General features: G+C 35.3%; 26 protein-coding genes and 1 riboswitch. Of the genes, 22 read left to right on the forward strand and 4 right to left on the reverse strand.

Translation table 11 applies throughout. The features are described from left to right. Window positions 1-6: 6 nt before the first annotated feature. Window positions 7-891: a DUF1002 domain-containing protein gene (locus LC095_RS02190; protein ID WP_226526595.1), complete on the reverse strand. Its 885-nt coding sequence runs from the start codon at window positions 889-891 to the stop codon at window positions 7-9. 203 nt (window positions 892-1,094) lie between these two features. Between LC095_RS02190 and LC095_RS02195 the strand changes: the two genes are divergently transcribed. From LC095_RS02195 to LC095_RS02215, 5 genes are all read left to right on the forward strand, one after another. Beyond that, the gene (locus tag LC095_RS02195; RefSeq protein WP_078432731.1) at window positions 1,095-1,529 is read left to right on the forward strand and encodes a peptidylprolyl isomerase; all 435 of its coding nucleotides are present in this window, start codon (window positions 1,095-1,097) and stop codon (window positions 1,527-1,529) included. Between the two features lie 169 nt (window positions 1,530-1,698). Next, window positions 1,699-1,847: riboswitch (FMN riboswitch) on the forward strand. A 197-nt stretch (window positions 1,848-2,044) separates the two neighbouring features. Further along, window positions 2,045-2,692 (forward strand): riboflavin synthase, encoded by a 648-nt coding sequence (ribE, locus tag LC095_RS02200; protein ID WP_226526596.1) that lies wholly within the window; start codon window positions 2,045-2,047, stop codon window positions 2,690-2,692. A 74-nt stretch (window positions 2,693-2,766) separates the two neighbouring features. After that, window positions 2,767-3,960, forward strand: a complete 1,194-nt coding sequence (locus LC095_RS02205) for a bifunctional 3,4-dihydroxy-2-butanone-4-phosphate synthase/GTP cyclohydrolase II (protein ID WP_226526597.1) — start codon at window positions 2,767-2,769, stop codon at window positions 3,958-3,960. Window positions 3,961-3,983: 23 nt separating this feature from the next. After that, a complete protein-coding gene (gene ribE / locus LC095_RS02210) occupies window positions 3,984-4,451 on the forward strand; it encodes a 6,7-dimethyl-8-ribityllumazine synthase (RefSeq protein WP_026560266.1) in 468 nt (155 codons plus the stop codon). A gap of 217 nt (window positions 4,452-4,668) precedes the next feature. Next, a complete protein-coding gene (locus LC095_RS02215; RefSeq protein ID WP_226526598.1) occupies window positions 4,669-5,025 on the forward strand; it encodes a GNAT family N-acetyltransferase in 357 nt (118 codons plus the stop codon). Between the two features lie 89 nt (window positions 5,026-5,114). Here the strand turns inward: LC095_RS02215 and LC095_RS02220 are convergent, their stop codons facing one another. Together LC095_RS02220 and LC095_RS02225 are read right to left on the reverse strand one after the other, a co-directional pair. Beyond that, window positions 5,115-5,666, reverse strand: a complete 552-nt coding sequence (locus LC095_RS02220; protein WP_226526599.1) for a DUF309 domain-containing protein — start codon at window positions 5,664-5,666, stop codon at window positions 5,115-5,117. Between the two features lie 126 nt (window positions 5,667-5,792). Beyond that, window positions 5,793-5,885 carry a YjcZ family sporulation protein gene (locus LC095_RS02225; RefSeq protein ID WP_226526600.1) on the reverse strand — a complete coding sequence of 31 codons (93 nt, stop codon included), beginning with the start codon at window positions 5,883-5,885 and terminating at the stop codon, window positions 5,793-5,795. Between the two features lie 209 nt (window positions 5,886-6,094). Here LC095_RS02225 and LC095_RS02230 point away from each other — a divergent pair, with 209 nt between their 5' ends. The 15 genes from LC095_RS02230 (at window position 6,095) to LC095_RS02300 (ending at window position 20,941) form a co-directional block, all read left to right on the forward strand. Further along, on the forward strand, window positions 6,095-6,841 hold the full coding sequence (locus LC095_RS02230) for a segregation/condensation protein A (protein ID WP_226526601.1): 747 nt from the start codon (window positions 6,095-6,097) through the stop codon (window positions 6,839-6,841). After that, complete coding sequence (gene scpB, locus LC095_RS02235) at window positions 6,842-7,435, forward strand: SMC-Scp complex subunit ScpB (RefSeq protein WP_226526602.1); 594 nt, start codon at window positions 6,842-6,844, stop codon at window positions 7,433-7,435. A 169-nt stretch (window positions 7,436-7,604) separates the two neighbouring features. Then, the gene (locus tag LC095_RS02240; protein WP_319005747.1) at window positions 7,605-8,756 is read left to right on the forward strand and encodes a D-alanyl-D-alanine carboxypeptidase family protein; all 1,152 of its coding nucleotides are present in this window, start codon (window positions 7,605-7,607) and stop codon (window positions 8,754-8,756) included. Beyond that, complete coding sequence (locus LC095_RS02245; RefSeq protein WP_026560259.1) at window positions 8,749-9,336, forward strand: nucleoside recognition domain-containing protein; 588 nt, start codon at window positions 8,749-8,751, stop codon at window positions 9,334-9,336. The genes LC095_RS02240 and LC095_RS02245 overlap by 8 nt, the downstream gene beginning before the upstream one ends. 6 nt (window positions 9,337-9,342) lie before the next feature. Then, window positions 9,343-9,873: a spore maturation protein gene (locus LC095_RS02250; RefSeq protein WP_026560258.1), complete on the forward strand. Its 531-nt coding sequence runs from the start codon at window positions 9,343-9,345 to the stop codon at window positions 9,871-9,873. 380 nt (window positions 9,874-10,253) lie between these two features. After that, window positions 10,254-10,988, forward strand: a complete 735-nt coding sequence (rluB, locus tag LC095_RS02255) for a 23S rRNA pseudouridine(2605) synthase RluB (RefSeq protein ID WP_226526604.1) — start codon at window positions 10,254-10,256, stop codon at window positions 10,986-10,988. Window positions 10,989-11,079: 91 nt separating this feature from the next. After that, window positions 11,080-11,601, forward strand: a complete 522-nt coding sequence (gene resA / locus LC095_RS02260; RefSeq protein WP_026560256.1) for a thiol-disulfide oxidoreductase ResA — start codon at window positions 11,080-11,082, stop codon at window positions 11,599-11,601. A 17-nt stretch (window positions 11,602-11,618) separates the two neighbouring features. After that, the gene (locus LC095_RS02265; protein WP_226526605.1) at window positions 11,619-13,241 is read left to right on the forward strand and encodes a cytochrome c biogenesis protein ResB; all 1,623 of its coding nucleotides are present in this window, start codon (window positions 11,619-11,621) and stop codon (window positions 13,239-13,241) included. Between the two features lie 18 nt (window positions 13,242-13,259). Next, window positions 13,260-14,435: a c-type cytochrome biogenesis protein CcsB gene (ccsB, locus tag LC095_RS02270; protein ID WP_226526606.1), complete on the forward strand. Its 1,176-nt coding sequence runs from the start codon at window positions 13,260-13,262 to the stop codon at window positions 14,433-14,435. A gap of 218 nt (window positions 14,436-14,653) precedes the next feature. Beyond that, on the forward strand, window positions 14,654-15,376 hold the full coding sequence (locus LC095_RS02275; RefSeq protein WP_026560253.1) for a response regulator transcription factor: 723 nt from the start codon (window positions 14,654-14,656) through the stop codon (window positions 15,374-15,376). Next, window positions 15,373-17,178 carry an ATP-binding protein gene (locus LC095_RS02280; protein WP_226526607.1) on the forward strand — a complete coding sequence of 602 codons (1,806 nt, stop codon included), beginning with the start codon at window positions 15,373-15,375 and terminating at the stop codon, window positions 17,176-17,178. Before LC095_RS02275 ends, LC095_RS02280 begins: the two co-directional genes overlap by 4 nt. Before the next feature lie 164 nt (window positions 17,179-17,342). Continuing rightward, complete coding sequence (locus tag LC095_RS02285; protein ID WP_226526608.1) at window positions 17,343-17,921, forward strand: cob(I)yrinic acid a,c-diamide adenosyltransferase; 579 nt, start codon at window positions 17,343-17,345, stop codon at window positions 17,919-17,921. 240 nt (window positions 17,922-18,161) lie between these two features. Continuing rightward, entirely contained in the window at window positions 18,162-18,713 is a 552-nt protein-coding gene (gene sigX / locus LC095_RS02290; RefSeq protein WP_026560250.1) for an RNA polymerase sigma factor SigX, read from the forward strand. Continuing rightward, entirely contained in the window at window positions 18,691-19,878 is a 1,188-nt protein-coding gene (locus LC095_RS02295) for a hypothetical protein (RefSeq protein WP_226526609.1), read from the forward strand. Before sigX ends, LC095_RS02295 begins: the two co-directional genes overlap by 23 nt. Before the next feature lie 172 nt (window positions 19,879-20,050). Then, a complete protein-coding gene (locus tag LC095_RS02300; protein ID WP_226526610.1) occupies window positions 20,051-20,941 on the forward strand; it encodes a M23 family metallopeptidase in 891 nt (296 codons plus the stop codon). A 135-nt stretch (window positions 20,942-21,076) separates the two neighbouring features. On the opposite strand, the gene LC095_RS02305 is transcribed toward LC095_RS02300, so the two are convergent. Beyond that, entirely contained in the window at window positions 21,077-21,325 is a 249-nt protein-coding gene (locus LC095_RS02305; RefSeq protein WP_026560247.1) for a ferredoxin, read from the reverse strand. Between the two features lie 304 nt (window positions 21,326-21,629). Between LC095_RS02305 and LC095_RS02310 the strand changes: the two genes are divergently transcribed. Next, a complete protein-coding gene (locus tag LC095_RS02310; RefSeq protein WP_226526611.1) occupies window positions 21,630-22,691 on the forward strand; it encodes a helix-turn-helix domain-containing protein in 1,062 nt (353 codons plus the stop codon). Continuing rightward, window positions 22,688-24,178: a RecQ family ATP-dependent DNA helicase gene (locus LC095_RS02315; protein WP_226526612.1), complete on the forward strand. Its 1,491-nt coding sequence runs from the start codon at window positions 22,688-22,690 to the stop codon at window positions 24,176-24,178. The genes LC095_RS02310 and LC095_RS02315 overlap by 4 nt, the downstream gene beginning before the upstream one ends. The last annotated feature ends 2 nt before the right edge of the window (window positions 24,179-24,180 follow it).

Below are 24,180 nucleotides of genomic sequence, written 5' to 3' on the forward strand. Positions count from 1 at the left end.
TCGTTTTTATGTTGACTGCTCATTGTTTGTGAAAATTGAAATGAAAGCATTCCACAGTGATATGAAGAACTCTTTTACTTGCTCTAAGAAAGTTTGCCCCTCCTCAGAATTAAGGAAGTTTGATATTTTATCTCTTGCTTGGTCAAGTTGGTCACCGACTTGATTCCAATCAATATTAATATCCTTCATTTTGTTAAATAAATCAATTAAACTATTGATCTGTTCTTCAGACAGAGTAATTCCTAATTCATTCGCTGCATTTTCGATCATTGTACGTATGTCCGCATCTGTCTCAGGAATTCCATTTTGAGCAATTTCGTCTTTGATTTTTGCCATTAAAGCAGATGCATTTTCCGCTCCAACCTCATCTCCAAGTTTAGCTGTTGTGACAAGTTCTTCATTAGCAACCTGTTTTACATCTTCAGGTATAGCTTCCTCGGAAGTAATCTCATAAGCTTTTATCAGGCCAGTTAAAGCAGCAGTACCTGAAACTTCGAAAGGAGCAGTTACGTAAATAGATGCATCTTTAACACCGGCTGTCATAAGGGCGTTTAAATACATTTCATCTGTAACCCAGTTAATATTCTTTGTTTTTACTTCTAGCCCTGAACCGGACTCTTCAATCGTAATGCTTGTAGATGAAATTGCTTTCGTTCCTATAGTAGCTTTTGGAATATAGTCACCTAAATATTGATGTTCCTCCTCATTAGACACAGTAATGATTTGATCATCTGATGTCGCATTCATTTCTTTTAAAATGGTTTGTTTTTGCTCTTCTGTTAAATTTTCTCCAAGAGTAATGGTCATATCCCCAACTACAGCATCAGCATAGGTTAAAGATGGAAAAGCAAATAAAAGTAAAGCAATGAAACCTATTATATATTTTTTCAAGATAATGCCTCCTTATTAAAACAATGACTCTTCCCATCTATTATAGTGCTTTTTTGTAAAAGTCAATACATGGTTAATGGAAATTAAGAATTTCTTAATATTATTTAAATGCGATCTATTTGGTATTCCTCCCTTGAGTATAGTAGAATAGGTAGGTATTCATGTCTATTAGACGTACAAAACATATTGGAGGTTTCATACATATGAAAAAAGCGCAAATTACGATGGAAAACGGAGATATCATGACATTGGAACTTTACTCGAATGAAGCACCAGGAACTGTAGCTAACTTTGAAAAGCTTGCTAATGAAGGTTTCTATAATGGTTTAACTTTTCATCGTGTAATTCCTGGATTTGTAGCACAAGGTGGATGTCCAAATGGAACTGGAACTGGCGGTCCAGGCTATACAATTAAATGTGAAACACAAGGCAATCCACATAAGCATGAAGCAGGTTCACTTTCAATGGCACATGCTGGGAAAGACACTGGTGGAAGTCAATTCTTTATCGTTCACGAGCCACAGCCTCACTTAAATGGAGTTCACACTGTATTTGGTAAAGTAGTTGATAATCTTGAAGCGGTTTATAAAATTAAACCGAATGATGTAATGAAAGAAGTAAAGGTTTTTGAAGAATAAAATCTAATCTAAATAAGGACTGTCTCTAATTTAGGGACAGTTCTTTTTATTTGTTCTATGAGACATTCTAACATCATTCCAATCCTTTAATTCTAAAAAAAAGAAACATAAAGATTGCAACATTCTCATTATACGGATAAAATATAATTTATAATTTCATATTTCGTATTACATTCTTCGGGGCAGGGTGAAATTCCCTACCGGCGGTGATGAAGGGGATGACCCCTCTTAGTCCGTGACCCGTTAGCATATTTGTTAACGGTGGATCTAGTGAGATTCTAGAGCCGACAGTGAAAGTCTGGATGGGAGAAGAATTGCGTGAATTTTTGCGGTGTATTAAAGTCTGTGAAAAAACAGACATTTCATACTCTTATTTGGCATACTCAAATATCAATTTCTGACATTTACCAAAGCCCCTAGTCTTTTTGACAATGGGCTTTTTTGGCTTTGCATAAAACAAGCAAAGCAATGTAAACGTAAATATGACATCTTTACACAGGAAAGGAGGAAATTAAGTGTTTACAGGAATTATTGAAGAGATTGGCACAATTCAAAGTGTACAAAACTCTAAAGAAGCGATCGTCTTCACAATAGGGGCGAAGCATATTCTTCACGATGTTTCTTTAGGTGACAGTATTTCAGTAAACGGAGTCTGCTTAACAGTCACACGATTTTCAACTGAATCATTCTCAGTTGATGTAATGCCGGAAACAGTTAGGAGTACTTCCTTATCGCAATTGAAAAAAGGGTCACCAGTAAACTTAGAGAGAGCGATGGCAGCTAATGGAAGATTCGGTGGTCACTTTGTTTCCGGTCATGTTGATGGAATCGGAAAAATTACAAAAAAACAGCAGGTGTCCAACGCGGTTTACTATGAAATACAGGTACCGGAAGAATTGACAAGTACATTGATTCATAAAGGTTCTATTACAGTGGATGGTATTAGCTTGACAATTTTTGGGTTAGATAAAGAAAAAGTTATTATCTCAATCATTCCTCACACTTTAGGGGAAACTATTTTAGGTACAAAAGGTGTTGGCGATATTGTGAACATTGAATGTGATATGGTTGGGAAATATATAAAAAAATTTGTTTCTCAGCAAGTGCATACAAAGTCTCCTTCATTAAGTAAATCATTTTTGGAAGAGAACGGATTTGTTTAAGACAGGTTTAGATATAAGCTAACTAGCTGATTTAATAGCCTTAAACATGTAATATATATGAAAGGAGTTATATCATGTTCCATACAATTGAAGAGGCGATAGCAGATTTAAGGGAGGGTAAAGTAGTCATTGTAGTTGATGACGAAGATCGTGAAAATGAAGGGGATTTTGTTTCACTTGCAGATAGAGTGACTCCTGAAGCGATTAATTTCATGATAAAGCATGGCAGAGGACTTGTGTGTGTTCCATTAACTGAAACACAGGCAGCAAAGTTGGATCTTTCCCCTATGGTCACCCATAACACAGATCCACATGGAACAGCTTTCACAGTGAGTGTAGATCATAAAACAAATGCAACAGGAATTAGTGCGTTTGAACGTGCTGACACTGTAAGAGCACTTTTATCAGATGAATCTAAGCCTTCAGATTTTAAAAGACCGGGACATACCTTTCCGTTAATAGCGAAAGAAGGTGGAGTTCTCCGTAGGGCAGGCCACACAGAAGCAGCGGTAGATTTGTCTCTTCTATGCGGTGCCAAGCCTGGTGGAGTTATTTGTGAGATCATAAAAGAAGATGGAGCAATGGCAAGAGTACCTGATCTTCTAATCCTGGCTGAAGAGCTTAACCTTAAGATTATTACGATTAAGGACTTAATTCAATATCGCAACCGTAGAGAAAAGTTGGTGAAGAAAGAAGTTGAAATTGAATTGCCAACCGAATTTGGTTCTTTTAGAGCAATTGGTTATTCTAATGTATTAGATCAAAAAGAACATGTTGCGTTTGTAAAAGGTGAGATTAACCCCGAAGAGGCTATTTTAGTAAGAGTCCATTCAGAATGTCTTACAGGAGATGTATTTGGTTCTTACAGATGTGATTGTGGACCACAATTACATGCTGCACTCTCTCAAATTGAAAAAGAGGGTAAAGGTGTATTACTCTACATGAGACAAGAAGGAAGAGGTATTGGTCTTATTAATAAAATGAGAGCTTATAAGCTTCAAGAACAAGGGTATGATACCGTTGTAGCAAATGAAAAGTTAGGATTTGGTCCAGATCTAAGAGATTATGGCATTGGTGCTCAGATACTTAAAGATTTAGGAATTGAAAAAATGAAGCTCTTAACAAATAATCCTCGCAAAATTGCTGGACTTGAAGGCTATGGCTTAACGATTATAGACAGAGTACCAATTGAAATGCCCGCAAGAGAAGAAAATGAGCAATACTTAAGAACTAAATTTGAAAAACTAGGTCATTACTTACATTTTTAAGTAGAAAATTGGAGGAATTAAGAATGAAAAAAACATTTGAAGGTCATTTAATTGGAAGTGGATTAAAAGTTGCAATTGTGGTAGCGCGTTTTAATGAATTTATTACTTCTAAGCTACTAGGAGGAGCGGAGGATGCTCTAAAAAGACATGGTGTCGAAGAATCTGATGTAACCGTAGCTTGGGTTCCAGGTGCATTTGAATTACCATTGGTAGCAAAAAAATTAGCTGAGTCCGGCAAATATGATGCAGTTATTACTCTAGGTACTGTCATTCGCGGTGCAACGACTCACTATGATTATGTTTGTAATGAAGCGGCAAAAGGAGTTTCACAAGCATCATTAACAACAGGTGTACCGGTAATTTTCGGTGTATTAACGACTGAATCGATTGAGCAAGCAGTTGAAAGAGCAGGAACAAAAGCAGGTAATAAAGGCTATGAAGCTGCTGTAACAGCAATTGAAATGGGAAATTTATTAAAGACTCTTGATTAATTTTCCAAAAAAGGTGTTTAAAATCGTCGAAAAACTGTTTATAATGATTGAGAACAAAAGATCATTTTGAATCATATATATAATTGTATTTATTTGTGAATTTGGCTAGTGTTAAACCTTGTTTATACCTTAAAGCAAGGTAAACCAGCTAATTTTTGTACGGTTTTAAACACTTTTGTCTTCATATTGAAGGCTAATTCGTTAATGAGGGGTATCTATGTTAATTCGCTTTAAAAAAAGTTTTGAAAAAATTGCTATGGGTCTACTGTCATTTATGCCGGCAGAAAAGGACTTAAAGCAATTACAACAAACAATAAAACAATATGAAACATCAGCTGAGTGGCAATTGTTTTTATGGAAACAGGACGAAGATATCATTGGTGCTATTGGTGTCGTTTTTAAAGGAGAAGACCTTGTTGAAATTCAACATATTACCGTTAACCCGTCTCACAGACAACAAGGGATTGGTAAGCAAATGGTACATGCGGTAACAGATCTTTATAAGAACAAAACAGTGATTCCAAATGACGAAACAGAAGCTTTTTTTGAAAAATGTAAAGATTGTAAAGAGTAATTGTTAAATGAAAAGGGTCAGACTTCCTTATCATTTCTCAATACCTTCATAGTAGATAGAAGGTAGGAGAAAGTTCGGAGGTCTGACCCTTACAAATTAGACTTTTTTTTTGTATGAACAGCTCGCTTTTTTTTTCTTTTTTCTAATTCAACTAAACGTTCTTTAATGACGTCAGTTCGATTTCTTCTCGTATGTTTATGAATTAGATCGAGGTCTCTTAAGTTACTCTCAATTCCCCATTCCTTTCCCTCTTTACGGCAAATTAACAGGCACTCATTCATTAGGCTTTTATTTATTATCGGAAGATTTATACTTGTATAAGGAAGTTGATGTTGTATAGCCTCTTTTCTGTTCACAAGTAATTCAAGTAACTGATCACTATGTAATCCTAATTGTTCGATATGGTCTTTTTCTTTTTCTATAATCTTAATGGCATTTGAAATCATTTTTAGAGCTCCACTAAAATTTCCTCTTCTTTGGTGATAAAGCGCAACAGCGATTTGAATTAACCCGACCCAATATTTCTTTCTATTATTTAGTGCATCTTTTTTCCAGTGTTCTTCAAGAACTTCATGACATTCAAAATAATCTCGATCGCAATGAAAATGGACAAGATATTCAATATATGCTCTGTCAAACATTGTACGTTAACACCTTCAATCCCATCATTTCTTAATGACAGTGTAACATAAAACAAGAAAAGAATTTAAAGATGACTTATTAAAAGGTTGAGAGGTTGCTGAGAAATCAGCAACCTCATTTTGCTATTATAACCAAGCAGCACCTACGATAATTAACAAAATGAACAATACTACAATTAACGCAAAGCCTGCACCGTAGTTAAAACCATGATCACCCATGTTTTTGAATCCTCCTTCATGTTTAGCTTTTATACACTTGTAATATATGAGTGAAAGATTAAATTGTATAGGCAGAAGTCTAATTTTTTAAGTTTTTCGTTATTTGAATATCTTACCAGTAACCATACAAACGAGAAATAACTATTGGACATGCTAAGAATTTAATCTATACTATATGGTGGCTAGTAGTAAGAATGGTGGGATAGAAATTGCAGTATCACGTAAAAATAGACGCATTTGAAGGACCTTTAGATTTATTACTTCATTTAATAAACCGTTTAGAAATTGATATATATGATATTCCTGTGTCAGAGATAACAGAGCAATATATGTTATATATTCATACCATGCAAGAACTCCAGCTTGATATTGCTTCCGAATATTTAGTTATGGCAGCAACATTATTGTCGATAAAGAGCAGAATGTTGCTTCCGAAACAAGAAGAAGAACTTTTTGAGGATGAATATGGAGAAGAGCCTGAGGAAGATCCGCGCGATGAGTTGATGAGGCGATTAATTGAGTATCGTAAATATAAAGAGGCTGCAGAGGATCTTAGATCACTAGAAGAAGACCGCTCACAAGTTTATACAAAGGCTCCAAGTGATTTAAGTGAATTTGTGACTGATTCACCTGCTCATATGGAATCTTTAAATGTATCAATTTATGATATGTTAGGTGCTTTTCAAAAAATGCTACGGAGAAAGAAAATTCAAAAGCCGGTTCAAACCAAAATTGCACGTCAGGAAATTCCGATTGAAAAAAGAATGGAAGAAATATTAACTGATTTAAGGTTAAAACCAGGCCGGAGAAAATTTCAAGATTTATTTCCTTCTAATAGTAAAGAGCACTTAGTTGTGACTTTTTTGGCAATCTTAGAACTAATGAAGACACATTCTATTGTTATCGAGCAGGAGAATAATTTTTCAGATATTTTTATTATGGGGAGTGAAAATTAAATGGCCTTAGGTGTGATTGATTGGAATTCAATCGTAGAAGCATTATTATTTGCTTCCGGCGACGAGGGTCTTTCCCTGAAACAATTAACGATGGTTTTAGAGGTAGAAGAACAGGAAGTCGTGGATATTATGAAAGAACTTGCTGAAAGTTATAAAAAGAAAGACCGGGGTATTGAGCTAGTAGAAGTTGCAGGTCAATATCAACTTACAACGAAAAAAGAACATGCTATGTATTTAAAAAAATTAGTTGAATCACCTGGAAATGGCTCTCTTTCACAGGCTGCATTAGAAACATTAGCGATTGTGGCATATAAGCAGCCAATCACCAGAGCAGAAATTGAAGAAATCCGCGGGGTGAAAACAGAGAGGCCAATTCAAACACTGGTAACCAAAATCCTTATTAAAGAAGTCGGGAGAGCTGAGGGAACAGGACGTGCAATATTGTATGGAACTACTAAAGAATTCCTGGAATATTTTGGGCTGAACTCGATAAAGGAACTCCCGCCACTTCCCGAAAAAGATAACGAATTTGAACAAGAAGAAGCAGATCTTTTCTTTGAAAAGTTTAACGAAACATTAGAAGACTTGAGCTAATTTTGACTGACCTGAAAATACTTTTAGGTCAGTATTTTTTTAAAAAAATACATAGGAAGGATCGTAACTGATTTAAAGGGGACAGTCACAATTTTTATTTTTCATTCATAAGCTTTGTCCACGTGCATAAACTTGTACAAAACGAACGAGTAGGGGACGTGGTTGCTTTATGCTGCACATGAAGAAAATAACAACAGTGTTTTTCATCATTATCTTATTACTTGCATGTATACCCAAGCAGACCTCCGGTATTGGTGTAAGTGCTCAAACTGCCATTTTAATAGATCAAGAATCTGGAAGGGTCTTATATGAAAAACAAGCACATCAAAAAATGAGAATTGCAAGCATTACAAAAATAATGACTGCAATCCTTGCGGTTGAATCCGGTAAATTAAACGAAATGGTCACAGTAAGTGAGAGAGCACTCCAGGCAGAGGGATCTTCTGTTTATTTGCAAAAAGGGGAAAAAATTAAACTCGAGGATCTGGTGTACGGACTTATGCTCAGATCTGGAAATGATGCTGCTGTAGCGATCGCTGAACATGTTGGGGGGAGTCTGGAAGGATTTGTGATAATGATGAATCAAAAGGCTGAAGAAATCGGAATGACAAACACGGTATTCGCAAATCCTCATGGATTAGATGATCATGAAAATCATTATTCAACCGCTTATGATATGGCGATATTAACAAAGTATGCTATGCAAAATGAGACTTACCAAAAGATATCGGGTACTGAAACACACCGGGCACCAAATCCTAACGAAAAATGGGACAGAGTCTGGCATAATAAGAACAAACTTTTAACAACCCTTTATGAATACAGTACCGGCGGAAAAACAGGATATACTGTTAGGGCAAAAAGAACATTGGTTTCAACTGCATCAAAAGATGGATTTAACACCATCGTTGTCACGTTAAATGATCCGGATGATTGGAAGGATCATATGAATCTACACAATTTTGCTTTTAACAATTATGAACTAGTCAAGTTGAAAAATGAAGGAACACTAGATGGGATTGAACACGATTTTTATAAGAAGAATGTATTCATAGATCGAAATGTTCTTTATCCCTTAAATAAAGAAGAGCAAGAAAAGGTGAAGATTGATATTTCATTACAAAAACCTAAAAAAGATTGGGAAGATGTAAAAAAGGTACCAAATGTTGTAGGTGAAATGTCAATTAAAATTGACGAAAAATCAATTGCCAACATTCCTATTTACTTTGACAATGGAAATGTGGAAAAACCAAAAGGCTCGTTCTGGGACATGTTTAGAAATATCTTTTTTGCATCTGTTGGGGTAAAACATTATGGTTAATATCATTTGGGTGATGTTGACGGTTATCGGTATTGTTTTTGCGATGTTTAATGGAACGATGGATGAAGTAAATGAAGCCATATTTAAAGGAGGAAAAGAAGCTGTTACGATTGCGATCGGTTTTATTAGTGTTTTAGTCTTTTGGCTTGGGTTAATGAAAGTTGCGGAAAAGGCTGGCTTATTAGAGAAGTTGGGTAATTTATTTAAGCCAATTGTAACTAGATTATTTCCTGAAGTGCCACCTGAACATCCAGCAATGGGATATATGCTTTCAAATATGATGGCAAACCTTTTTGGTTTGGGAAATGCTGCTACACCCCTGGGTATTAAAGCAATGGAACAGTTAAAAGTATTAAATGGTGGATCTGACAAAGCGAGTAGGTCCATGATTACATTCTTAGCCATAAATACGTCAAGTTTAACATTAATTCCTACAACGGTTATTGCAATAATGATGACCTATGGATCTTCATCACCTACCAGTATCGTTGGGCCTACATTGATTGCAACATTTCTTTCAACATTAGGAGCTATTTTAATAGATCGTTTCTTCTATTATAGGAGAAAGAGAAAAGGGTGATTGAATATGGGACTCATTGGCGTTATATCATTATGGATCATACCAGTTATCATAGGTTTTATTCTGATTTACGGAACAATCAAAAAGGTACCAACATATGAAACCTTCGTAGAAGGTGGTAAGGAAGGAATTAGTATCTCTTTTTCAATCATACCTTATTTAGTAGGTATGTTAGTTGCCATTTCCGTTTTCCGTGCATCAGGAGCATTAGAGTTTCTAATGAATTTTATGAAACCTGCTTTGGAAGTTTTGAATATACCTGCAGAAATTGTACCCCTGGCATTCATACGGCCAATATCCGGAACGGCTGCGTTGGGATTAACTTCTGATATTATTGCAACATATGGACCTGATTCTTTTATAGGCATGTTAGCTGCGACAATGCAAGGTAGTACAGATACAACATTATATGTGCTCACAGTTTATTTTGGAGCGGTAGGAATCAGGAAAATGGGAGATGCTTTAAAGGTTGGGTTGTTGGCAGACTTAGTCGGGATAATCGCAGCAATTGTCATTGTCACAATTATGTTTTCATAGTAGATTCCTTAAAACTTGGTGGATGCCAAGTTTTTTATCGTTTAGGAAATTATAAAATTCTTGAACTGTGGATAAGCGCTTCGACATCCAGCTCCAGCGCCTAGCCCCTCGAGTCATAAGACGCAAATGAATTGAAGACAAAGAATGTCTTCTATTCATTTGCGTCTTATGCTTGTCGGGGCTGATCAAGGCGCTTGCGCTTTTGTTCTTTTATAAAGAGAGAAAAGAATTATTTTTTCACATTATCACGTAAATTACAACATCTGAAAAAATTATGGTATGATGAGTAAGCACATTTTGACAAATTTATAAATGGTATTTTATTGTCGATACTTGTGAAAAAATAGAGAAAACAGTAATATGTTATCGAGGTGACCGAGATGGAACGCTTACAAAAAGTAATTGCTCATGCTGGTATAGCTTCTAGACGAAAAGCAGAGGAATTAATAGTAGATGGAAAAGTAAAAGTAAACGGAAAAGTAGTGAAAGAATTAGGGGTAAAAGTAACAGATCAGGATCGGGTTGAAGTCGAGGGTATCCCACTTGAACGTGAAGAACCTGTTTATTTACTTCTTTATAAACCAACAGGAGTAATTTCGGCTGTAAAAGATGATAAGGGCAGAAAGGTTGTTACTGACTTTTTTCCATATATTAAGCAAAGAATTTATCCTATTGGCAGGCTGGATTACGATACATCCGGTATTTTATTATTAACCAATGATGGTGAATTTGCGAATATTCTTATGCATCCCCGCTATGAGGTGGAAAAATCCTATGTAGCAAAAGTTAAGGGAATTCCAGCCAGAGATAAAATTAAACTGTTAGAACGTGGAATTCAGCTTGAAGATGGGAAAACAGCTCCTGCTCAAGTAAAGGTATTATCAGTTGACAAAAAGAAACAAACTAGCATCATTGAATTAAAGATCCATGAAGGACGAAATCGCCAAGTCAGACGTATGCTTGAAGCAATTGGACATCAGGTAGTAAAGTTGAAAAGGGAAAAATTTGCATTTCTCAATTTAAACGGCTTAGCAACTGGAGATTCCAGAGAACTATCGCCTCATGAAGTGAAACAGCTTAGAGCCCTTGCCCAACATGGGAAACAGACTCAGTAATTTTCACATAAACTTCAAAATATAGATTATTCCAAGGATTTGGATAGTGTTATAATGACCTAGAATGTTCAAGAAGTAGGGGAGTATGTAAATGAAAAAAAAACGTTTACTTATGCGCTCTATCATATTAATTTTATTAATTGGTGCATTGGGATATACGCTGTATTCAAACTTTTTTGTTAGTAAGGAAAAGGTGAAAGAAGGTTCAAAAGCTCCAGACTTTGTTTTAACAGATTTAGAAGGAAATGAGCATCAGTTATCTGACTATAAGGGAAAAGGCGTTTTCTTAAATTTCTGGGGAACATGGTGTAAGCCTTGTGAGCGGGAAATGCCTTATATGGACAACCAATACGAGTATTATAAAAATCATGGAGTTGAGGTTTTGGCTGTCAATATTGCTGAATCGAATATTGCAGTTCAAAGCTTCGTAAACAAACATGAATTAACCTTTCCTATACTTCTCGATAAGGACCGTCAAGTGTTAAACGCTTACGGAGTCGGCCCGTTACCGACGACCTTTATGATCAATCCTGAAGGGGAAGTTGTTGATATTACTTCAGGAACCTTAACAGAAAGAATGATCAGAGATTATATGGAACAGATTAAACCTTAAAATGGGGAGTTTTCAGCATGAATAAGGTCAATTGCGAGTGTGGTCATGCAAATCCGGAAGGTACTATTTTATGTGAATCATGTGGAAATCCGCTGGGAGATAAAGAGAAAAAAGATACTAAACACTTATTGGATATGAAGTACGAAGGTTCTGCTAGACGGTCTCAAACGTACAAGAGAACCTTTGTTGATAAAATTTGGAATTTCTTTTCATCAGTAAAAGTTGGTGTATGGTTAATTTTTTTAACTTTGCTTGCTTCGGCATTAGGTACCGTTTTCCCACAAGAAATGTACATACCGCCTTCAGTAACAGCAAGTCAATTTTATAAAGATGAATACGGATTACTCGGTCAACTATATTATGAACTTGGCTTTCATAATCTATACGGCTCATGGTGGTATATGATATTAGTTGCATCAATTGGTATTTCTCTTGTCATTGCTAGTTTGGACCGATTTGTACCGTTACATAGAGCATTAAAAAAACAAGGTGTATCAAGACACCATACGTTTATGAAGCGCCAACGATTATATAGCTCAACTAAAACTAATGAGTATGATCTAGAACTAGTAAAAGAACGTCTTGCTTCCCGTCGTTATCATGTGCGGGAGGAAAATGGAAACCTTTTAGCTGAAAAAGGCCGTTTTTCCAGATGGGGCCCATATGTAAATCACTGTGGACTTATTATTTTTTTAATTGGAGCAATGCTGCGGTTCGTACCGGGCATGTATATTGATGAAGTTCTTTGGGTTAGAGAAGGTGAAACTGCTGTTATTCCAGGTACGGAAGGACGCTACTATTTAGAAAACAAAGACTTTATTATGGAAGTGTATGAGAAAGATAAAGAAGACGAAGTGTTTGAAGAAGCGATCACCCGAGTAGGTGATGGAAGCGTTGTGAAAAACTTCCAATCTAACGTTATCCTTTATGAAAGAGAAGGGGAAATTGTTCACGGCGCTGAGCCGAAGTTAAACAAAGTAAAAGAAGAAGAGATAAGAGTAAATGAACCGTTAAAATTTGAATCCTTCTCTCTCTATCAAGTTGACTATAAATTAAATGAATTAAATAAAATGACGTTTAGTTTAATAAATAAGGAAACAGAGGAAAGCTTTGGTCAAATACAAGTAGATCTTTTAGATCCTAAAAAAGAATATGATCTTGGGAATGAAATTAAAGTGGAAATTTCCACGTATTTACCTGACTTTTATTTTGACGAAGAAGGGGTTCCTGCAACTAAAACACGAATCCCGAACAATCCTGCATTTGTTTTCAAAATGTATACACCTCAGACTCCAGAAGGTGAATCAAGTTTTGTAGCAATCCAGCAAACAATTGAGCCATCCGGTGAAAATCAGTACAAGATGAAATTTGAAGGCATTGAAACAAAAGACTTAACTGCTTTGACAGTGAGAAAAGATTTAACCTTGTGGATTCTTGCTCTAGGTGGAGCTATATTCATGATAGGTGTGATACAAGGTATGTATTGGAATCACCGTCGTATATGGATAAAACAACATGATGATGAAATTTTAATAGCAGGACATACAAATAAAAATTGGTATGGATTAGCTAAAGAGATTGAGATTGTTGTAGAAGGTACCGCACTTTCTGCACCGAAAGATCAAAAGGAAAAAGAATAAGGTAAAGGAGGGAGAATTTTGGCATCACTTAGTAGTACATTTCTTGAAATAGCTTTTATTATTTATTTAATTGCCATTTTCTTATTCGGCGGTTCAATTCGAGATAAGCGCAATAAATCAGAGAACATAAGTAAGTGGACAATTGCTGCAATGGCAGCTACTATATTAGGGTTTGTATCACAACTTGCCTACTTTATTACAAGGTGGATTGCATCAGGACATGCACCTGTCAGTAATTTATTTGAATTTACGACAGCGTTCGGTATGATGCTTGTTCTGGCATTTATTATTTTGTTCTTTATATATAAAGTAGCGATTTTAGGTTTGTTTACTCTTCCAATCGTTGTATTAATTATTGCTTACGGTAGTATGTTTCCAAATGATATAAGTCCGTTAATACCATCATTGCAAAGTCATTGGTTGTATATTCATGTAACAACGGCTGCATTGGGACAAGCTATCTTGGCCATAAGTGCTGTTGCCGGAATAATCCATCTCGTAACAGTTGTTGATCAAACAAAATCGTCAAAGAAAACGTTTTGGTTGGAATTTATTATGTATGTATTAGTCGTGACCTTAGGCTTTATTATTGTCACTAGTACATTTAGAGGTATGGATTATCAAGCTGATTTTAACTGGATTGATAAAAATGATCAAGAAGCAGTTATGACTTTTAATTTACCAGCTTTAGTTGGCCCGCATAAAGGGGAACTCATAACAGATGGGAAATTTGAACCTTTAGTCGAAATGCCTGCTATCATTTCTGCAAGCAAGCTTAACACGGTCATTTGGTCAGTAGTTGTTGGTTCTATTCTATATGGTCTCCTCCGTCTGATCTTACGTAAACGATTGGGGGCAGTAATTAAGCCATTTACCAAAAATGTAAACCTTGACCTGGTCGATGAAATTGGGTATCGTTCTGTCGCAATAGGCTTTCCTGTCTTTACATTGGGAGCACTAATATTTGCAATGATTTGGGCGCAAATTGCATGGACAAGATTTTGGGGATGGGATCCAAAAGAAGTATGGGCACTGATTACTTGGTTATTTTATGCAGCCTATTTACATCTTCGTTTGTCCAAGGGGTGGCACGGTGAAAAATCAGCATGGCTGGCCGTTGTCGGCTTTGCCATCATCATGTTTAACCTTATTTTTGTTAACTTAGTAATTGCAGGCTTACATTCGTACGCATAAACGTGGAAAAAGCTCCAACTTATTTCAAAAGTAGATAAAAATGTGTGACTAGCGTACAATTAGTATAAACACTGCTATCAAAGCCTTCACTCTATGCAGTGAAGGCTTTGTGTTTGTATGTAGGGCTTATGTTAAAAGGACCATGCCAAAACTTTATTCTATACATAATGAAATCATCACCCTTAGAAAAAACTTACTTATGAAGGAGGGTTCTTATTATGGAAGAGAACCAATTTGCCAGAATTTTAGTCGTAGATGATGAGGATCGAATTCGTCGATTACTTAGAATGTATCTAGAAAGAGAAAATTATGAAATTGAAGAAGCTGAAAATGGTGATGAAGCTTTAGAGCTCGCATTAAATAATGAATATGATTTGATTATGCTAGATGTCATGATGCCGGGGATTGATGGAATAGAAGTGTGTAAGCAATTACGTGATAAAAAAGCAACCCCAATTATTATGCTGACTGCAAAAGGGGAGGAGGCAAATCGTGTTCAAGGTTTTGAAGCCGGTGTAGATGATTATATTGTCAAACCTTTTAGTCCAAGAGAGGTTGTTCTCAGAGTAAAGGCATTACTTAGAAGGTCTTCCCAAACGTCATTCTTAAAAACCGAAACTACAGCCAAAAATGTGATTGTGTTTCCTCATTTATCAATTGATCATGATGCACACCGTGTAACAGCAGATGGAACAGAGGTCAGCTTAACACCTAAGGAATACGAGTTATTATACTTTTTAGCAAAAACTCCTGATAAGGTATATGATCGTGAAAAGTTATTAAAAGAAGTGTGGCAATATGAATTTTTTGGTGATTTACGAACAGTAGATACCCATGTAAAGCGATTGAGAGAGAAATTAAGCAAAGTATCACCTGAGGCTGCAAAAATGATTGTAACAGTTTGGGGAGTTGGATATAAATTTGAGGTAAGCAATACATGATTTTGTGGCGAAGTGTAGTTGGAAAGTTATGGGGAACGATTCTTTTGCTCGTTTCCTTTGTTTTATTTGTCTTAACAATTTTAATGCTTGAATTTATCGAAAATTATCATGTAGATAAAGCTGAGGATGAGCTCACACAACTTGCTACTAAAGTGTCTCTGATTATTGAAAGTCATGAAGACCAGGAGCTTGCAAAGTCTATTTCATGGGAATTAGCTGATGAACTTACTCATATTATTATTGTAGAAAACGAAAATAACGTTTCGAACTCACCTATTAAAGATAAAGAATTACCTCATTTAACAATGGAAGACATTGAAGAGGATGATGAGCTTTCACTACCATTAACAAAGCAGCAAAAAATCAGTAAACGAACAAATCTTGAGCAGCCAAATGATGTTTTTGCTAACGGGGAAGATGAAGTTCTTATTGTAGGAGTACCTTATAAGGTGTCAGAAACGAATACAGGTGCTGTGTTTATTTCTCAGTCTCTTAAGGCCGTACATGAAACAACAAAAGAAACGACAAAATACATTATTCTAGCCGCCGGAATTGCCATTATTTTAACAACGATTTTTGCATTTTTCTTATCAACAAGGATTACTTATCCATTAAGAAAGATGAGAGAGGTAGCTCAAGAGTTAGCAAGAGGGAAATTTGAATCAAAAGTTCCGATCATGTCGAACGATGAAATTGGAGAATTGGGTGTTGCTTTTAATCAAATGGGGAAGCAGCTCAAGTTTCATATTAATGCTCTTAGCCAGGAAAAAGAACATTTAACAAATATTTTAAGCAGTATGGCTGATGGTGTTATTACATTAAATATTGATGGAACTATATTAGTAACAAATCCACCTGCAGAAAGATTCCTTACATCTTTTTATTATGAACAGGGCATAAATGTAGAATCTGGTGGGGAGCTTCCCTCTGAGATGAAAGCGTTGTTCCAAAGAGTAGTGAGTACTGAAAAAGAACAAATGCTTGAAATCATCATTCAAGGAAGAAGCTGGGTTATCTTAATGACTCCTTTATATAATCAATCACATGTTCGTGGAGCTGTTGCTGTGCTTCGTGATATGACAGAAGAGCGGCGACTGGATAAACTGCGTAAAGATTTTATTGCAAATGTGAGTCATGAACTAAGAACACCAATCTCGATGCTGCAGGGTTATAGTGAAGCGATTGTCGATGATATTGCCAGCACAGAAGAAGAGAAAAAGGATATTGCAAAAGTAATTCATGATGAATCTTTGCGAATGGGAAGATTGGTAAACGACCTGCTTGATTTAGCAAGAATGGAAGCAGGCCATATTACATTAAATTTAGAAGAAATATCATTGAATGATTTTGTTGAGAAGGTTGGTCGAAAGTTTCAGGGGCTTGCAAAAGAAAAAGACATTTCACTTTTAACACAAGTTCACATTAAAGAACCTACACAAGTAATTGATCCGGATCGGATTGAGCAAGTTTTAACAAATTTGATAGATAATGCAATACGCCATACAGGAGAAAAGGGTTCAGTTGTCATTGAAGTTAAAGATCATATAGATGGTGTGGTAATAGATGTCAGAGATTCCGGCTCTGGAATTCCTGAGGAAGATCTGCCATTTGTTTTTGAACGATTTTATAAAGCAGATAAAGCAAGAACAAGAGGAAGAGCCGGAACAGGTCTGGGCTTAGCGATTGTAAAAAATATTATTGAAGCACATAAAGGTAAGATAAGTGTTCATAGTAAATTAGACGAGGGTACGACATTTAGCTTCTTTTTACCTCGAAAAAAGCTGGAATCTGAATATAATTGACGAACAATCTTGTTCCATGCGAAACAACTAAACACATGATATATGAAGCTTATTATCAAAATTTTGTTGATAGTAAGCTTTTAAAATCAGTAGAAATTCCAAAATACGGTAATAAAAAGAGTGCCTGTTAATGGAATGCTATAAAATTATGGAGTGTGATAATCGTGAATTTGTATACACGGACTGGAGATAGTGGAAAAACAAGTATTATTGGTGGAAGAGTCGATAAAGATCATTTACGCGTAGAAGCATATGGAACAATAGATGAAGCGAATAGCTTTATTGGTCAAGCCATGACATTCCTTACAGATTCAATATTTCAAGATATTTATCAGGAGTTAGAGAAAATTCAGCATGAGTTATTTGATTGTGGAGGAGATTTAGCAGTTGTAAAAGAAAAGTTTCCATATAAAGCAAAAGAAGAGATGGTTACTATACTGGAAGAGCGTATTGACCATTATGTAAAAGAAGCTCCACCGTTGGAAAAATTTATTTTACCAGGTGGAAGTAATGCTGCTGCTGTCATTCATATCGCAAGAACTGTCACAAGAAGAGCAGAAAGATGTACAGTTTCACTTCAAAAAGAAATGGAGATTAATGATGTGGTCCTCAAATATTTAAACAGATTATCAGATTATCTTTTTGCTGTTGCTAGAGTGATAAATTTCCGTTTAGGTGTAAAAGATGTAGAATATGAACGAAGTGCACTTGTTTTTAAAACAAATCCGAAAGATAAACAGTGAAAAATACTATAGGTTTTTTAAAAAACAATAGAACATAACTAAAATCACCGGGATCATGTTAGTAAAATGGTTCCGGTGATTTTTTAATGGAAATTAGACTAATAGATTTACCTCCAATATGTTAAAGTAGAAGATAGTGGTTGTCGATTATTACATATATATTTCAAATATATTTCAACTTACAAAAAGTGCAACTTTACTATATTTTTTTCGACTAAATAAATGAATGGAGGGTTATTCATGGAGGATACCTTTCACCAACTATATGAAAAATATCATCACGATCTTTTTCAGTTTTTGTTTTATATGGTGAAAAGTCGTGAACAAGCGGAGGATTTAGTTCAAGAAGTTTATATTCGTGTCCTGAAATCATATGATCGTTTTGAAGGTAGAAGCAGCGAGAAAACCTGGTTAATTTCAATTGCGAGACATGTTGCAATTGATTGGTTTAGAAAGCAGAAAACGATTCGGCAAAGAATATTAGAACGTTTTGAATGGGACCAACATCAAATTGAAGATGATGGACAGCCGCTACCTGAAGAAATTGCTATACAAAATGAACAGGTTCAATGGATATATCGTGCCTTGAATGCTTGTTCCATTGACCAACGCGCTGTTATTATTTTGCGATATATTCAAGAGATGTCAATAACTGAAACGGCGGATGTTTTAGGTTGGTCTGTGAGTAAAGTTAAAACAACTCAACATCGGGCGATTAAACAATTACAAAAACAAATGATTAACCTTACGGAAAAGGAGGGACTTTCGATTGAAAAAACGGGAGTGGAATGAGGAGCAACTTCAGCAACTTTTACAACAATTACCCTCTGTTAGAGATAAACAAAGCAAAAAAGAATTATATCAAAATATCTATTACAAAGATCATTATAAAAAGAAACGGCGAATTTGGGTTGCTCCAACTGTCGCCACAATTGCCGTATTATTTATTTTAGCTTTAATATCACCCATTCTCTTTCAAAGTATTACAAGAACAAATGAGAAAAATGCACTGGATATGGCATCGACCTCTTCCTCAGAGTCAATAAAAGCTGAAAACAATTCCGGGCAAGAGCTTCAAATGACGGAATCATCAATAGCTGAAGATAGGAATAATGAAAAGGTTGAACTTAGCAGAAAAGAAATTGAACAAGAAACATTTGTAACAAATGCAGATGATTCGGCGAATATTATAACAGTTGGATTAACAGATGAGAGTTTACAAAATATCATTCCGGTCAGTTTCAAGGAGGAAGCAGGAAAGGAGGAACTTGATCAAATTGAAACGTTCAATCCGGACAGATTTGCAGAAAAACTTGGACCTTTAAGGATAGCATTGACAAATACAGATCTCGAGGAAGAAAACAATGATGAAATTATAATTAATTATAAATCTAATAATGGTAATATCACAGGTTCTGGTTCTGAAGTTGCTTATAAAGAGTCTATAATTGAAACATTTAGATGGCTGGGGTATAAAAAGGCAAACTTGTTCACCAATGGTGTAGAGGGAATTGAATTTAGCAATTATGGTCAAGAAGAGGAATTAGAAATTACAGAAACGAGAAATAAAGCATATCTTGTCTATCAATATGATGAGTCAAAAGCAAAATTACTTGTCCCTACCCCGGAATCGCTTCCGACAATTGAAGAGGCAATAGACATAATGAAAAAGGGAATTGATGAGCAGGAACTAAAACCCTCTATCCAGGAACATATAGGGGAAATTGACATTAAAGAAGATGGAGAGCGACTAGAAATTGACTTTACGGAAAATGCAAATGTCGAAAATAATGAAGAAAGCATTATTATGTTAGAATCTATATTATTAACTGCTAAAGATTTTGGATATGAAACCGTTCAATTCAATGGTACGAAAGAAAAAGAAATTGGTGTAATGGATGTTTCAAGGCCATTAGAAGTACCTTTTTCACCCAATCCTATAGATGAAAATGAATGAGAGACTCAGGAGTTGAGTCTCTTTTTCTGATGCATGGGATCTATTTTCAAAAGAAAAATATAGTATATGCTCCTCCAAAATGGTAAATCCTTAAATTTGTACTTTGTTTTTCCATAGTTAAAAGTAAAGCAACGTAAGGAAATAGTCAAAAAAACAAAAATGGGGGACAAGAATGCAATCTAGGGAAAATCTTTTTGTATGTACGATTTGTGTTTTCATTGGTCTATTTTTAGTTGTTACTAATAGTGCAAAGGCAGAGTCGCACATAAAGGAACTCGAGCACACATGGATTCAACCTGTTCAAGGCACAATAACTGATACATTTGGCACTCGTAATGGAAAACATAAGGGAATTGATATTGCTGCACCTGAAGGAGCACAAATTATCTCAGTGTCTTCAGGTTTGGTAGTGAAATCATATTACTCAGACACATACGGACATGTTGTATTTATCCAACATCCTGAAGGTTATGAAACAGTCTATGCACATTTAAGGGAAAGAAATGTTCAACAAGGAGAAAACGTAACAAAAGGACAAGTTCTGGGTATAATTGGAAATACAGGAGTCTCAACAGGAACACATTTGCACTTTGAAGTACATAAAGGGGAATGGACTTTTGAAAAGGAACATGCAGTAGATCCATTGTTTGTATTTAAAGAGGATGAAAAGCAAACTGTGTATGCTGAAGATAGTGGCAATGATTCAGTTGAAACAAATGCGCAAGGCAGTTTGTCAAAAACAACAACCGACAAACATGAAGAACCCTCACAAAAAAATGTGATTTCAGTTGTGAAAGGCGATACGTTGTGGAGGTTATCAGATACATTTAATGTATCCGTTTCATCTATAAAAAAATGGAATAATCTAAAGAATGACGTGATTTTTCCTAATCAGAAACTGATTATTTTTATAAAAAACAGTGCAAATTATGTGGTGAAGCCCGGTGATACAATACAATCAATTGCAGCAGAATTTAGTACAAGTCCAGAGGCAATCAAGAAAATTAATGATATAACTTCGGAAAAGATCTATCCGGAGCAGGTATTAGTGATAAATAAATAATAAAAACAATGAAAAGTTAGTTCTTTTCAAAAAAAAAGATGGCTTGAAACCGATCCCACATCCTTCTTATAGAGAATTTAGCAGTTCTATAAGGGAAGGATGGATCAGTTCTATAAGCCATCTTTTTACATACAATTATTCAAATTTCAATGCATCGCCGTCAAATTTCTCATCGGAGATTTTGATTGAATCGGTTGGACAACCTTCAAAAGCATCCATCATATCTTCTTCAAGGGCATCTGGTACTTCTACAATCCCTTGATTATCATCTAATGTTACAAAAGCAATACCTTCGTCATCATAATCATAAATATCCGGTGCTGCTGCTCCACAAGCACCACATGCGATGCATGTATCCTTATCAACAATTGTGTATTTTGCCATTATACAAACCTCCTGAAAAAATCATACCATATTATTTATTATATGGTATTACTGATTAAATGAGTGACTTCCATTGAATATCATCATTCTCTCTTTGCCCTACATAGTATTGTAAATCGGATTTTTCGACTTTTCAATAAAAAACTCTTCTTTTACTCCATTGAAGTCCTGAAATTCCATATCTTTTTGACAAATGTATTGCTAATAGATGTGTGTTTACGAGTAATTATGGTAAACGAATGTCCATAAATTTGTTAAAATAGAGAATGTAATCGAATATTGTCAAACATTGTAGGGTGGTATAATGAAGCTAGATTATTTTCATACAGTTTTGCTTAATTGTGTAAACCAACTTAATGGAGAAAGAACTGTCTCCGCTATTTATCATTTACTTAAAGGAAAAAAATCTTCACAAACGATTCAAGATGGCAAACTTTTTAATCTTACTCATTTGTTTGGATTAATTCCTAAACTAACTAGGAAGCAAATCGATGCAGCATGGGAATTACTCAATCAAGAAGAACTTATTGACATCTTGCCCGATAATCTTTGCTTCATAACACCAAAAGGGAAAGAAGTACTTTTGAAAAAACTTGAAGAAAAACCAATACCTTCTTCGCTGGATGGATGGCAATATGGAGATGTAAGTAGAGTTTTTTGGAAAAGATTGTCTTTATTAGTTCAAGTAGTATCAAACTTGGCATACGCAAGGAAAGGGTATTTACCTATAACAAAAAACCAAGAAGACCTTCAATGGGTAAAGGGATTTTTAAAACAGAGCAATGTACAGAGGGAAGTTTTAACGGAAAAGCTTTATAAAGAACTTGAAACTGTTTTGAAACTACACTCTTCTAAAGAAGCAACAATTGTTATTCAAAGGCTGACATCCTGCAAGAAAATCGGGCTAACTTTTGAGCAAATAGCATATAAGCATGAAGAGGATCCATTTTATGTGTATTTGGTGTTTTGGAATATCATTCATTCCATTATAAAATTGCAACAAAGCCGGGAAAATAGCTTTGAAATTTTAAATACTATCATTAAGGATAAAGCTAATCAGGCTGCATTGACGACCTCAACTAAAGTGACAAGATCATTTGTGTTACAGGGAAAGAACATCAAAGAAATAGCTACTATGAGGAAATTAAAAGAGAGTACAATCGAGGATCATATTGTTGAATTAACATTACATGATCCTCATTATTATCCGTCATTTTTTTTGCAGGAAAATGACTGCAGTAAAATAATGAAAGCAATTGAAGAGTTACAAACACATCAGCTAAAAAAAGTTAAAGAATATTTAGGTCATAAATATAGCTATTTTCAAATCAGGCTGGCGTTTGCTTTAAATGGGAGGAGAAAATGATCGAGCAATTAGAGGACGTCCTTCACATACATTTTAATCTCAAGCATTTTCGTACAGGTCAGAAAGAGATTATTGAAGCTGTTATACAAAGAAAAGATGTGATAGCAATGCTTCCGACCGGTGGAGGAAAATCGCTTTGTTATCAACTGCCGGGCTATATACTACAAGGACCTATTCTTATCATCTCACCTTTGCTCTCTCTTATGGAAGATCAGGTAGAGCAAATCAAGCAGAGGGGTGAAAAGAATGTGGTAGCTTTAAACAGCTCAGTTTCTTTTATGAAAAGAAAACCAATTTTAAAGCAACTAATGAAGTACCGGTACATTTATGCTTCTCCGGAAATTTTACAAATTGATTATGTGATAGAGGCATTAACAGAAGCAAATATATCACTTTTTGTTGTGGATGAGGCTCATTGCATTTCACAGTGGGGACATGATTTTAGACCGGATTATTCGAAGCTGGGTGAGCTAAGAGAGAAGCTTCATAATCCTCCGTGCTTGGCATTAACAGCAACAGCTACTAAACAGGTTTTAGAAGATGTCCAGCAAATTCTTCGTTTAAATCATGATGTTAATACATTCATTTACTCTATTAACCGTCCAAATATCGCAATGTCGGTCGAAAAGCATCAATCCATTGATGATAAGATAAATCGATTACAACAAATTGTGCATACTTTAAAAGGTCCGGGAATTATTTATTGTTCAAGCAGAATTTGGACGGAAAAACTGGCACATATACTAATCGAATCCGGAATGGACCAGGTTGCTTATTATCATGGTGGTATGGATCAAGAACAACGTATATTAATTCAGCAACAATTTCTGTATGATCAGTTAAACATTGTATGTTGTACAAATGCTTTTGGAATGGGGATAAATAAAGGTAATATTCGTTATGTTATACATTTTCATTTTCCCTCTCAGTTAGAGTCTTATATGCAGGAAATCGGGAGAGCAGGTCGTGACGGTCATAAAAGTGTTGCCATCACATTAATAACTGATACGGATTATGAAATACCTAAGTCATTAGTTGAATCGGAGTTTCCTTCCTATGATGATTTAAGCAGGACGATTCACTTTTTACGTAATAAGCATGAACCTTCCTTTGAATTCATCCAACAGTGGTGTGGTCTAACGGAAACGCAATGGAGATATGTAGAACATGCTTATGAAAATCTTTCAAATTCTTCCATTGATACTGAACAAATAATATCAACTATTTGGAAGAAAATTGAACAGAGAATAGTAATAAAACAACAAAAGTTATCAGAAATGTGTAAGTGGTTAAGCGATGATGGATGTAGACGAAAAAAACTGCTTGCCTATTTTGATGATATTCTGACCGATCAAGTGAAAAATTGTTGTGATACTTGTGGGATTGATTTTGACTGTTATCATCAAGAACAAGATAAGGATATTGAAAAGCAAGATTTAAATTGGCAAGAAGAATTAAAGTTGATTTTTGGCAAGGCGAGTGATTAAGA

This window comes from Metabacillus niabensis (assembly GCF_020524345.1).
Classification (GTDB): Bacteria; Bacillota; Bacilli; order Bacillales; family Bacillaceae; genus Metabacillus; species Metabacillus niabensis_B.